Origin of the sequence: Paenibacillus sp. UMB4589-SE434, from assembly GCF_030226685.1 — a bacterium.
GTDB lineage: Bacteria > Bacillota > Bacilli > Paenibacillales > Paenibacillaceae > Paenibacillus_B.
The window spans coordinates 135,092-146,795 of the sequence record NZ_JASOYK010000009.1 but is presented as its reverse complement, the minus strand read 5'-3'; the positions used below and the strand labels follow the sequence as shown (position 1 = coordinate 146,795).

The 11,704-nt window shown below is 41.2% G+C and carries 16 protein-coding genes and 3 pseudogenes; 4 read left to right on the top strand and 15 right to left on the bottom strand.

Features of this window, described 5'->3' with window-relative positions; translation table 11 throughout:
- Positions 1-16 precede the first annotated feature (16 nt).
- The 3 genes from QP775_RS23060 to pgtP are packed head-to-tail and all read left to right on the top strand — an operon-like array spanning position 17 to position 3,222.
- Entirely contained in the window at positions 17-835 is an 819-nt protein-coding gene (locus QP775_RS23060; protein ID WP_285109116.1) for a DUF3919 family protein, read from the top strand.
- The gene (locus QP775_RS23055) at positions 832-1,866 is read left to right on the top strand and encodes an ABC transporter substrate-binding protein (protein ID WP_285109115.1); all 1,035 of its coding nucleotides are present in this window, start codon (positions 832-834) and stop codon (positions 1,864-1,866) included. The genes QP775_RS23060 and QP775_RS23055 overlap by 4 nt, the downstream gene beginning before the upstream one ends.
- 12 nt (positions 1,867-1,878) lie before the next feature.
- On the top strand, positions 1,879-3,222 hold the full coding sequence (pgtP, locus tag QP775_RS23050) for an MFS transporter (RefSeq protein ID WP_285109114.1): 1,344 nt from the start codon (positions 1,879-1,881) through the stop codon (positions 3,220-3,222).
- Positions 3,223-3,329: 107 nt separating this feature from the next.
- Here the strand turns inward: pgtP and QP775_RS23045 are convergent, their stop codons facing one another.
- Complete coding sequence (locus QP775_RS23045) at positions 3,330-3,755, bottom strand: hypothetical protein (RefSeq protein ID WP_239332639.1); 426 nt, start codon at positions 3,753-3,755, stop codon at positions 3,330-3,332.
- A gap of 510 nt (positions 3,756-4,265) precedes the next feature.
- On the opposite strand from QP775_RS23045, the gene QP775_RS23040 reads away from it, so the two are divergent.
- Complete coding sequence (locus tag QP775_RS23040; protein ID WP_285109113.1) at positions 4,266-5,645, top strand: LamG domain-containing protein; 1,380 nt, start codon at positions 4,266-4,268, stop codon at positions 5,643-5,645.
- A gap of 605 nt (positions 5,646-6,250) precedes the next feature.
- On the opposite strand, the gene QP775_RS23035 is transcribed toward QP775_RS23040, so the two are convergent.
- The 14 genes and pseudogenes from QP775_RS23035 to QP775_RS22975 all read right to left on the bottom strand — a co-directional run bounded on the left by QP775_RS23035 (position 6,251) and on the right by QP775_RS22975 (position 11,702).
- On the bottom strand, positions 6,251-6,511 hold the full coding sequence (locus QP775_RS23035; protein WP_285109112.1) for a CPCC family cysteine-rich protein: 261 nt from the start codon (positions 6,509-6,511) through the stop codon (positions 6,251-6,253).
- 422 nt (positions 6,512-6,933) lie between these two features.
- Positions 6,934-7,056 carry a hypothetical protein gene (locus QP775_RS23030; RefSeq protein WP_285109111.1) on the bottom strand — a complete coding sequence of 41 codons (123 nt, stop codon included), beginning with the start codon at positions 7,054-7,056 and terminating at the stop codon, positions 6,934-6,936.
- A 254-nt stretch (positions 7,057-7,310) separates the two neighbouring features.
- Complete coding sequence (locus QP775_RS23025; RefSeq protein WP_285109110.1) at positions 7,311-7,511, bottom strand: hypothetical protein; 201 nt, start codon at positions 7,509-7,511, stop codon at positions 7,311-7,313.
- A gap of 97 nt (positions 7,512-7,608) precedes the next feature.
- The gene (locus QP775_RS23020) at positions 7,609-7,833 is read right to left on the bottom strand and encodes a polymorphic toxin-type HINT domain-containing protein (protein ID WP_285109109.1); all 225 of its coding nucleotides are present in this window, start codon (positions 7,831-7,833) and stop codon (positions 7,609-7,611) included.
- Positions 7,814-7,918 (bottom strand): annotated as a pseudogene (locus QP775_RS25815) (Hint domain-containing protein); the annotation flags it as partial. The gene QP775_RS23020 and the pseudogene QP775_RS25815, both read right to left, overlap by 20 nt.
- A gap of 279 nt (positions 7,919-8,197) precedes the next feature.
- On the bottom strand, positions 8,198-8,485 hold the full coding sequence (locus tag QP775_RS23015; RefSeq protein WP_285109108.1) for a hypothetical protein: 288 nt from the start codon (positions 8,483-8,485) through the stop codon (positions 8,198-8,200).
- Between the two features lie 68 nt (positions 8,486-8,553).
- Positions 8,554-8,787: pseudogene (locus tag QP775_RS23010) on the bottom strand (TreTu family toxin); the annotation flags it as partial.
- A gap of 12 nt (positions 8,788-8,799) precedes the next feature.
- Positions 8,800-9,021, bottom strand: a complete 222-nt coding sequence (locus tag QP775_RS23005) for a hypothetical protein (protein WP_285109106.1) — start codon at positions 9,019-9,021, stop codon at positions 8,800-8,802.
- A gap of 33 nt (positions 9,022-9,054) precedes the next feature.
- Positions 9,055-9,402, bottom strand: a pseudogene (locus QP775_RS23000) (polymorphic toxin-type HINT domain-containing protein).
- A 521-nt stretch (positions 9,403-9,923) separates the two neighbouring features.
- Entirely contained in the window at positions 9,924-10,247 is a 324-nt protein-coding gene (locus QP775_RS22995) for a hypothetical protein (RefSeq protein ID WP_285109105.1), read from the bottom strand.
- A gap of 18 nt (positions 10,248-10,265) precedes the next feature.
- Complete coding sequence (locus tag QP775_RS22990; RefSeq protein WP_285109104.1) at positions 10,266-10,520, bottom strand: hypothetical protein; 255 nt, start codon at positions 10,518-10,520, stop codon at positions 10,266-10,268.
- 112 nt (positions 10,521-10,632) lie between these two features.
- Positions 10,633-10,806, bottom strand: a complete 174-nt coding sequence (locus QP775_RS22985) for a hypothetical protein (protein ID WP_285109103.1) — start codon at positions 10,804-10,806, stop codon at positions 10,633-10,635.
- Between the two features lie 4 nt (positions 10,807-10,810).
- Entirely contained in the window at positions 10,811-10,981 is a 171-nt protein-coding gene (locus tag QP775_RS22980; protein ID WP_285109102.1) for a hypothetical protein, read from the bottom strand.
- A 355-nt stretch (positions 10,982-11,336) separates the two neighbouring features.
- The gene (locus QP775_RS22975) at positions 11,337-11,702 is read right to left on the bottom strand and encodes a dihydroorotate dehydrogenase (quinone) (RefSeq protein ID WP_174808206.1); all 366 of its coding nucleotides are present in this window, start codon (positions 11,700-11,702) and stop codon (positions 11,337-11,339) included.
- Between the last annotated feature and the right edge of the window lie 2 nt (positions 11,703-11,704).

Below are 11,704 nucleotides of genomic sequence, written 5' to 3'. Positions count from 1 at the left end.
AGGAGAGTAACCAATCATGAACAAACTTATATGGAGCTTCTTGCTGTTTGCAGGTTTTATATTGCTTTTGTCTGGTATAGGCTACGTTCTTAATGATCGCATGTATGAGAACGTCGTCATTATCGAGGACAGAAATGAAGTCCTGCGAAAAGTAAGCGATTCCCTGCCTGTGCAAGCCACTATTGTGCATGACCAATGGGGTGTCGTGCAGGTCACCGATGAAGTCAGCCTTCATGCCATCATTTCGTACATCGATCGCATTAAGCAGGAGTATGATCCGACCACTGGTTCAGCTCGAGTCAATGAGCAGGCCGTGATTACAGGCCGTATTCAATATTTGAATGGGGATGAGCAGCCATTTGCTTTAGGAGATGATTTTACCTTAAATCAATGGTTCTATGGACCCGGCCACAAGACGCCGATGTTGTCCGCTTTTCAGACTCAACTGCTTAACCTGTTCTACACACCAGAGCATTATGCTGATTTCATACGTGATGCCCAAGATGTGACCTATCGGGTCAACAAGGCTGAAGCAGCTATACATCTTCATGAAAAGGGTTACTTGGTCACGCAGATCCGCCAAGCCCACGAAATTGTAGACATGGTCGAGATTAAACAGCTGCTGCTGCAAAAGCAAGAGCCGCTTGGTACCATTACGGCATTCAAGCATGGCAACAGCTTGCGAAACAGCCGCAATGACTTGCTGCACGCTGTTGTCTATCCAGACTTTATCGTGATGCAATATATGGGTGACGATAACGGTAACTCTATTTATTTGCAAAGTAGCCTGGGCAAGCTGTTTGAATCAAAGAAAGCAAAGGCTGATATAAGATGAAACGATTACTCTTCTTCCTACTAGTTGTCTGTCTAATGACGCAGGCAGCCTGTTCCAATGAACATCATGCTATTACTGTGGACGAACAAGGATATCCCGAGTTAAAAGGCCGCCATTTAGTCGCCTATGTCGCCGCCCGCGAGGAAGTTGGCAGCGCTCTCTTGTCCTCCTTCTGCCAGCGCACCGGATGCACGTACGAGTATATTCGCCTCTCGACGGAAGAAATACTGCGTCGTGTATCCAAGGAAGCTTTAAAGCCGCAGGCCGATCTTGTGATCGGCGGTACGGTGGACGCTCACTTAACGATGAAGCAGGAGAAGCTCTCCTCGCCCATCAACAGTGCGAACCTCACGGCTATTCCCGCTGCTTTGAAGGATGAGGACCGCTACTGGGCTGGATACGAAGTCGAACAGTTATCCATTGCGATCAATGAGGAGCGATGGCGCAAAGAATTTCAGCCAATGGGCTTGTCTTTGCCCACTGCGTGGGAGGATCTCCTGCACCCCGCTTATCGCGGCAGCATCGTAATGCCGGACCCAAATTACTCCGGCACAGCTTACACCTTTTTGCTGTCGTTGTACGAAGCTTGGGGCGAGCGCCGAGCATCCGATTATGTACGCAAGCTGAACGACAATATCGGCAGCCTTACGGTAAACGGTTATATGCCTGCCCAATCGGTCAGTGCTGGCGAATATGTAATCGGTATCAATTTTCTCGGCGATCAGCGCAAGCTGCGGGAAGCAGGCTTTGATCTTCTCAGCAGTGTGCCGAAGGATACGGGACTGTCCGTAAACGCGATCTCGAAGCTGCGCCATGCGCCGAATGAAGGTGTCGCCGATTGGTTTATCGATTACAGCTTGTCTCAGGATGCGGCCGCCATACTGGAGCACGTATCCTTCGGAACGCCGACGGTACAGCGGGACAAAATAGCCCGTTTAAACACAAAAGTTGTTCCGATCCACCATTCGTTAACTCAGCATGAACAAATCATTCAACTTTGGAACAGATTGCGTGCAGCTAAAAAAGGTTAAGGAGAATGAAATATGTTGGGTTGGTTAAAAAAAGCTCCAGCCGTACCACGCCTTCCGGAGCACATGATTGCTAAGATGTACAATATTTTCCGCATCCGCACTTTGATGGGAATATTCGTTGGTTATGCTGGTTACTATTTAGTACGTAACAACTTTACGTTGTCCACACCTTATTTAGCCAGCGAATATGGCTTTACGCCTTCGCAGATCGGTTTGTTAAGCGCTGCCATGGCTGTTACTTACGGCATAAGCAAGTTTTTTATGGGGAATCTGGCTGACAAAGCCCACACCCAGCGGTTTATTGCGATCGGGCTGTTGCTGTCCGCCATCGTAAATATCGGATTCGGTTTCTCGTCATCATTTGCTCTTATCTTTATGCTGCTGATCTTTAATGGTATGTTCCAAGGTATGGGGGCTCCCCCTTGTAGTATCGTTATGGCAAACTGGTTCTCCAAGAAAGAACGCGGCGTCAAAATGGGAATCTGGAATACCTCTCATAACATTGGCGGTGGTATTATCGCTCCAATTGTAGGTATTGCGCTAGGGATATTCGGTACGGCATATTGGCAAGCAGGCGTATTTATCGTCCCTTCTATTCTAGCGATCATCATTGCGATCTTTGTCTTGTTCTGCGGTAAGGATACACCTCAATCCGTCGGCCTTCCGCCGATCGATGAGTACCGCAACGACTATGACGATGTGGAACGTAACCCCGAAGGGGACAAGCTGTCGTTAAAAGAAATATTGTTCACTTATGTGCTTAAAAATAAATTTATTTGGTTTTTGTGCCTTGCAAACGTATTTGTTTACTTTATCCGCTTTGGTGTCTTGAACTGGGTCCCGCTTTATTTGACCGATGTAAAAGGATTCACGCAATCACAGTACCATATGGCCTTCGCAGCATTTGAATGGGCAGCCATTCCAAGCTCCCTGCTTGTGGGCTGGCTGAGTGACAAGTTGTTTAAAGGCAACCGGATGCCACTGTGCATTATTAGTATGGTCGGCGTTATCCTTGGCACACTGGTATATTGGCAATCTACTAGCGTATTGGCGATCAGCATCGCGATTTCTGTGATCGGCTGCTTGATCTACGTACCACAATTCCTGATTGGCTTAAGTGCGATTGACTTCGTGCCTAAATTTGCTGTAGGTACAACCGTAGGTTTGACAGGCTTGTTCGCCTACCTCTTCGGCAACCTGACAGCAAGTGCTCTTGTAGGCTTTATTGTAGAGTCATCTGGCTGGAACGGATGCTTTATTCTACTGCTTGTAAGTGGTGTGATGGCCGCATTGTTCCTGACGCTCATTCAGATCGGGCGTAAGAAGCAAATACGCAAGCTGGCAGCAAATGCCTAGATTAGGTTAGTTGAAAAAGTAAAGTAACACCAGCATACGCGGATCACAAAACAATCCCCTTCGTATCGCAACTATTGCGTATACGGAGGGGATTGTTTTGCTGCTCGTTATTTGGTTTTGACAGAAAAGATAAATTTCCACTTGGCCTTGTTGCCCGAATACCTGCCGCGGTTCTCCGTCACTGTCACATTTAATACTTTCTCTGAAGCTTTTGCCTTAATGGCCGTTACTTTGATCGATTGGCTTGCCGTTCCTTTATCCGGATACTTGTCCTGTTCCTCAGCGTTAGCTTTTAAAGAAATTGAACCGTTTGCCTTCACCGCCAGCACAAGGCTTTCGCCTTCTTTGATCGTCTTGCCGTTAACGGTTGCGCCGGTTGCCCACTCGTTGCCAACATGATCATTTTCCACCAATTCCGCGCTCACAAATGTCACTTCCACCTTTGTCTGCTTAGGAGCAGCCAGCGCTGGCTGTACGATCAGGACAAACAGCAGCACAAATGATAGGACAGCTCGCATCGTTCTAGTTATCATAGAGGGTGCTTCCCTTCGTATGTAGTGGTACAGCTTGTATACTTCATTACTTCGTCACGGGATCAGTTTGTCCTGCCTCAGCATTTGTTGAGTTGGTGTAAAGACGAGGAAAATATAGTAAATGCTATTACGACTTTATGAACGAATAAGAACATTCACTCAGAGTAGTGTCTAACGAACTATTTTTTACAATATTTTCATTGATTGCAGAATAAATCGAGGATATATTTTAACAATGAAATCAATATATCGAGAGGGATTATTTGGGAATAGTGTCTACCTTTGCATAACAGCGGGTATTAGCTAGCATGCAACCATCCTTTCTAAGAAAGATACTACTTGGATGTAATAGTACCAAACTACTCTATTTCAATTACAATACAAAATCTAGTTTTATACTGTAAGACTATTTTTTTAATTGTAGGTAGATTATAGACAAGAAAAATAAATAGTTAAATAAAATCAATTACCAACGAGAGGGAACTAACAGTGCCACTAATTAAAAAAAGTATGAAAAAAACAAATTTTAACTCGAGGTCACAGTTCAGAACTTCATACCAAATAGTATCTATATTTTGCGTTTTCTTTCTAGTACTTTCCACAACCTCTCGTATTGGATATACAGAGGGTGCAACATTAATTGAAGATAATTTAAGTACCCAGACCACAGTGCTTAGAAATGAAGCTTTAAATAATGGAGATCGTTATATTTACGATCAATCAGGAAAATTGATTTATATGTCGTCTGGACAAAGTTATTATTACGATGATAATGGAAACCTTGTTCGTAAATTTAAGTCCTTAAGCTTCGATGGGACAAATCAAGTACCGCTTGACAACGTTGCCGTTAACACAGCAAAAGGCGCAAAGAACTCGGTAGAGTTCTGGATGTACTGGAATGGTATAGAAGGAGAAATGCCTTTCTCATGGAGCGGATCATATGCTCTCTGGTTCGCAGGTGGATACTTTGGTTTTAATACGGGGGAAGCTAATGTACTGGGTATACCCTCGACAAACCTCAAAAATAAGTGGGTACATGTAACTGCAACATTCTATAATGGTGTACCTGACGGGTCAAAAAATGAACTATATATTAATGGTATCAAGCAAAATCTTGTTGCAGGACAAGGAACCACTACCGCAGCTAGATCTGTAACATCAGCTGCGTTTATCTCTGGGACAGGAGATACGACCATCTATAGGTTTACGGGTAGGATTGGGGATGTGCGAATTTGGAACTTCCCATTGACCCAGTCAGATGTGCAAGCAAATATGTATAAAGTGTTAACAGGAACTGAGAAAGGCTTAGCAGGATACTGGAAACTAGCTGATGTTTCTGCACCAAGCACTTCCCTAAGGTTTGATGGAACAAATCAAGTACCGCTTGACAACGTTGCCGTTAACACAGCAAAAGCCGCAAAGAATTCGGTAGAGTTCTGGATGTACTGGAATGGTATAGAAGGAGAAATGCCTTTCTCATGGAGCGGATCATATGCTCTCTGGTTCGCAGGTGGATACTTTGGTTTTAATACGGGGGAAGCTAATGTACTGGGTATACCCTCGACAAACCTCAAAAATAAGTGGGTACATGTAACTGCAACATTCTATAATGGTGTACCTGACGGGTCAAAAAATGAACTATATATTAATGGTATCAAGCAAAATCTTGTTGCAGGACAAGGAACCACTACCGCAGCTAGATCTGTAACATCAGCTGCGTTTATCTCTGGGACAGGAGATACGACCATCTATAGGTTTACGGGTAGGATTGGGGATGTGCGAATTTGGAACTTCCCATTGACCCAGTCAGATGTGCAAGCAAATATGTATAGAGTCGTAACAGGGGCGGAAGCAGGCTTAGTAGGCTATTGGAAAGGATACGTAAAATAAATTATGAATTGTATCCCGTCAAGTGGACAGTACAAAAAATAAATCAGTTAAGAGCCTTGGTCCTGAGCTTATCGGGCTGAGGCCGATAACTTCTAATAATAGCGCGACCCTCGAGTTCTTAGCAACCATATACTTTGTATTCGATGCCGGTATTTCGTCACTATCATTTTCGTGATGCCTCCTCTACTCACATTATCAGGACTGTTATAAATGGTACTGGATGTAGGAGAACCAATTCTTCCTCCGGCCCAGCTGTAACTATGCTAATTCCGTCCATCGTTAAAGTTGCGATTTATGTCATTCCTAACGTTCCTTTCGTAGTATAGTACTACGGTTGCGAATAAATTTGAAAAGACCGTAAGACACAAAAATAAAAAGCAGGCCAATGATGGTGTAACTGACCATTATTGACCTGTTTGGTATATCGGAATAGCGTTAATTTAGGTTATAAAATTTAAAGCATTTGTATTCGTACAAAAAAATGAATAAATTCTTGTAGCAGTTTAGTGGTTTATTCGCTATATAAGGAATTCATTCAGCACTGAATAGCCCCTCGAAAAAGAAAAATTAAAGGACATTAAGCCATTCAAGGCTCAGGACGGTAACTATTCTGAATTATTTTTTGGCAATTCTTCTACTAACGGTTCTCTAACCATGTTCTTGTATTGAAGCTTGCAAACACCGAACCGTTTGTAATTCTCTCTTGCTTGAATCAATGAAATATGGTTTGCTCCTATACTTATGTCAGGCATAGCATCGGCCACAGTATCAAACTGCCAAAAACATACTTCACAAATATCTACAACAACCTCATCTTTGCTTTCTATAGTGAAATTGCCACAACAAGGACACTCTAGTCTCCTCATTTTTCACACTACCTCTCTTATTTTGGGGCATATACTGCTAGTTTATAATATGTTGAACTTACGCCGTACTGCTTTATTATTCCATAACTCATTAGTAGCTGTATCATATCTAAAATATGTGCCTTCTTTTGAAGTAAGGATTGTGTTGTTGAAGTTGGAGATTTTTCAAGAAAATTTCTTGCACTATTCAGATATTTAGATTCAGTTGTATAACCAAAATCACGTTTGTGATCATTAAAGTGTTTTGTTAGAGTACTTTTACCGTTACCTCTTGTAAAATCAGATGTGGAATTCTGTGTACCATTATAATCCGCCCCCTAATAATAACTAATAAGATTAGGCTGTCCACTCTTCCATTTTATCGTTGTATTCGCTGCTGTAGTGCTTACTTTGATTGGATAGTATCTTCGCACTTCTAATATTCAAATCCGTAATCTGGTTCCGATGTTGTACAAACCACTTACCGTCAAGTTCACGCTGCTTCCCGATTGCTTGACCACATAGCCTGTTTTCTTGTTCAGATCGTTAATGAATATTGAGTACATTCGGCATTGGATAGCTCCACTCCCAAAAGAAAGCCATAGAGAGCTAAATTCCCTCTATGGCTTTTACGACTAATTCCTTGCTTCAAGAATATTACTTTCTCTTTTTGTTGTAGTTTTATTAAAATTGAATGATTGTCCTGTCTGTTTATCTAAATTTTCAGCCATGGCAGTCACCTCGAAACTAAGTGAAATGTATCGTGCCATCCAAAGTGAAATTACGAATATTTAATCAACATGGAAATTAATACTTTCTACTAATCTAATTTTACATACCACTGATACACATATGGGAGTTCTTTATAAAACACAACAGTTCCTAACCATTCATCCTCGTCTTGAAATACAAGCACTCGTTCATTAGGAATTAAACTCAACTTAATCACTTCTTCATGTGATAATCCCAGCTTGCTTGGTCCAAAGTAATTATAATTGCAATCGATTTCAAACCTTTTCATGTTAAATCTCCTTAACTTACAAAGTAATTGGATACCCCTGCACTCTAAAATTATATACCTTCGTCGGCCCTTGACGCACCGTTATGCTTTCAATCGGCTACTCCTGACCATCCCGATCTACCAGCTTATCGCCTACTGACAGATCCCCAGCTTCCACCCATCCTTTTCCTGCTATCCAGAAAGGATGCTCTTTTGTCGTCGTAATCTTCTCTTGCTTCACTTCGATGACATATACTTCTTCGGCTTGTACGATTAAAGGTCTCTTCCACGGCTTTATACGCCGCCTCGCCTGTTTCCTCGCTTTTTGCCAGTACCTTGTCACCGACTTGGATATCCTCAATGGCCTTTAAGCCCTCGTCCGTCTGAATCTGGGTTCCTGCGGAAAAACACTGAAATGCACACTCCAACCGATGTTCTCCCGTTGGGCGAAAACGAAGATAACAAAATACAGGTCAATCATGGTGGTATCTAACCATATTCAACCTGTTTTGTATAACGGAATAGCGATATTCAGGGTATAAAATTCAAGCATTGATGTTCGTACAATCAAAATGGCGAAAACAATATGCGGGTATTACATAGGTTAGATATGTTATTGGTTAAATAATCGGTTCATTCGGCACTGGATAGCCCCATCAAAGAAAAAACCTTGAAAGGCACAAAGCCAATCAAGGTCTCTCAAGAAATTACTCTAATGATGAAAACTCTAATAAATCTGCTTTTAACTCAGCTAACAAATCATCAAGGTTCGTGAACTTTTCGGTCTTTACTGACAGCGTATTTTCACTTTCAATCTCAACAGTAAAAAAATCGTAAGTGTAGTCTGACAAAACTGAGATGGAAGCCATAAAATTTTCTTTGCTCAGGGCATATTCCAATTTTGCATCCCCGTACAAAACCTCACTTTCAATTACGATACCTTTATCCAAAGAATCAATAAGTTTCGTAATGTACTGCTTCAATGAATCAAACATCTGTTTTCACTTCCTACTCTACTTTTTAGTATCGACAATTTTAATATTAGTACCAACAGGATCAGCTATCATTTGTCCTTTTTTTCCGCCAGTTTAATTTGCATTTGATTCTTTGACTTTACTAATGACCAACCTAATTGAGAGTCCTTTACCATAAGTAATGAAGAGTCCATATTAAATTCAACATAAACATCACCTTTATTAGCTTGTTTTTCATAACCTTCTTTTCCCTTGGTCAATACATTCGTTCTTGGAATTAATCCTGTCTTTATAAACTCATTATACTCCGTTTTCGACATCCACTGCCCGACTCGTTAAGTGGAGAGAGCATTACTCGTCCCCTTAAAAGCTTTAAAAGAATTAAACGGGTCCTTTAGCAACTGCTGCTTAAAAGCCTCTGGAATCGACACATTCTTCACAGCCAAATTGCTGCCTCGGCTTATACTTCCAGGACTGCTATAAATGGTGTTGGATGTAGAAGAACCAATTCCTCTTCCTCCTCCACCCCCGCCGCAGTTGTGTGTCCAGATCCGCAAATCCGTTACAAAGTAATTGTGGTATCCCTGTACTCAAAAATTATATACCTTTGTTGGTTCTTTTCGTACCGTGATGCTTTCAATCGGGAACTCCTGACCATCCCGATCTACCAGCTTATCACCTACTGACAGATCTCCAGCTTCCACCCATCCTTTTCTTTCTATTCAGAATGGATGCTCTTCTGTCGTCGTAATCTTTTCATGCTTCACTTCAATGGCATACACTTCATCGGCCGTGTCATTAAATGTCTCTTGCACGGCTATATACGCTGTCTCACCTGTTTCCTCGCTTTTTTTTGCCAGGACCTTGTCACCGACTTGGATATCCTCGATTGCTTCTACTGTTTGAATCTTGGTTACTGCGGAAGAAAATTGAAACACACACATTATGTTGCGAGCAGTTTCTAGCCTCTCATAAGTGTCAAGATAATCTGCTAGTGAGGACGACCTTTTTGATTGGTCAAGCAACTGTATACTTTTATCATCACCTGTACATCAGTTCACCTTTACATTCGCTTGATTTCTTAACTCTCTGGTTTTCTGGTAATACTTCTCTATTTGTGCTCTAATCGTTTCATACTTTGCTTGAGCCTCGGCAATTAATACAGTCTTCTCTGCTACTACCTGTACTTACTCTGCCATTAGTTTCGTCCTCCTTTAATTTTGAGCGTGCAAAAAAGCTCTTCCTACTCATGGTTCAAGTGGGAAAGAGCTTTCGAAAGTTAATCAAGTGTTTTGTCAAGATTTAAAGTGTTTGGTTTGTTGGTTGCATTGTACGATCCTACTACCACAATGTAAATTTTTTTGCATGGGTTGTATGTGTTTTGATCGAATAAGGGATTAGTTACACACTGAGTATTCCCTCAAAAAGCTTTAAACTGTAATTGTAATCTAACCTCTTACTAATCAAAGAGATTACCAATACTAGGTTCCTCAATCGGCTTTAAATCCTCAAAATACTTTTGCTTAAAAAGTTCTTTAATAGTCAAATAAATATATTCTTTACTAACTTCTTTAACCAACACTAAATTGGGTTCAATGGAAAAATATCCGTAATCCTCTAACTCAGATTCAAAATCCTGCTGTAGTCTTACAAGGTCATACACCCTAATGTTATAGATCATATTTGAGATTTTTACATAAATATCGTTTCTGTACCCCTTGCTGATAGCCTCATATTCAGCTAGTTCAGTATCTTCAAGAAATAGCACCTTAAAATTTTCCATATGCGCCCCCCATTTTATCTATTTTACTGGTGCTGCTTTTATTTGATTTAATAACTGCTGAAATTGCTTAAGATGCATATTATACGAAGGGACTATTTCAAAATGCTCCAATCTGCTTCCTCTTTGAATTATTTTTAGTCCATCCGGTAAACTCTCAATTCTATATGCACCACCAAATTTTGAAATAGTGTTTGGGTTAGTATCCAAAGATATTCCATGCGTTGTCTTCACTAAACCTGTTTCCTTATCAATTTTCACTTCATTTGGTTTCACTTGAAATGAATTACCCCCCCTATAAACAGATACATTACTATTTCCGTAGCTAACAGTAACAGAAGTATTTTTTCCCGTCCCCTTAAAAGCTTTAAAAGAATTAAACGGCTCCTTAGCAACTGCTGCTTATAAGCCTCTGGAATCGGCAGCTCGCGGCTGCTTTCAGCGTCATACGGTTGTAACGCCCGTCATATGTATAACGTTCGTTAAACTCACTTGACGTCTTCACCTGATCCAGCGGCGTATAGCTGAAATTCGTTACATAGTTGTTCTCGTTCCGAGACATCACATTATGGTTGTGGATTTGTACTGCCAGAGCATCTCAACTCGTCCACCTGTTGCAGTAACTCTCGTGCTTTCTGACAGTATCCTCTTACTTCCTCCATTATCCTCTCATACTCTGCTTGTGCCTGAGCAATTAAACCCAATGTCTCCTCTACTTCCTGTACCTGTTTTGCCATTTTCCTTTTCCCCCTTGAATTTGGACATGCAAAAAAGCTCATTCCTACTCATAGTTCAAGTTGGAAAGAGTTTTTGAAAGTTTATCAAGTAGTTGTCAAGTTGTCTAGTGTTTGGTTTGTTGATTGTATTGTACGATCCTGCTAACAGAAAGTAAACCGCAATTATTACATCCGTCTTAGTCTGCTGAGATAGATGCTTTTAACAAACAAAGTGATGAATTCTTCATACGGGTATTACATGGGCTATATGTGTTATTGGTTGAATGATGGGTTAAATCGACACTAGGTAGCCCCACCAAAGAAAAAAACCTTGAAAGGCACGAAACCAATCAAGGTCTTTCGTAATCAACAAGGCTTAGTCATACGCAATCCATACTTCTCCATCTATGGATTGCGCTTCATGAAATAGTTCAAATATGCTTTGATAGACAGTTAGTGTCTCTTGATCTAATTCTGTTTTATTGGCACTTTGAAGATTGTTCAACGCATCGCCTAAATCAGGTATTCTCCATGGCGACTCTTCAAACCAAGCGGTATCCGTATGATAGTAATATGAGAGCCCACTCCACCCGTTTTCATTAGGCTGTATGGCTGCCATAATTGAATCAAAATAACCAATCCAAGCCTTAAGCTGAACTTTTTGATTCTCGGAATTCTCAAAATAGAAGATGATCTCCGGTTCACCCTCAAATCCAGTATAAAAGTCTTTAATTATTTCCATTT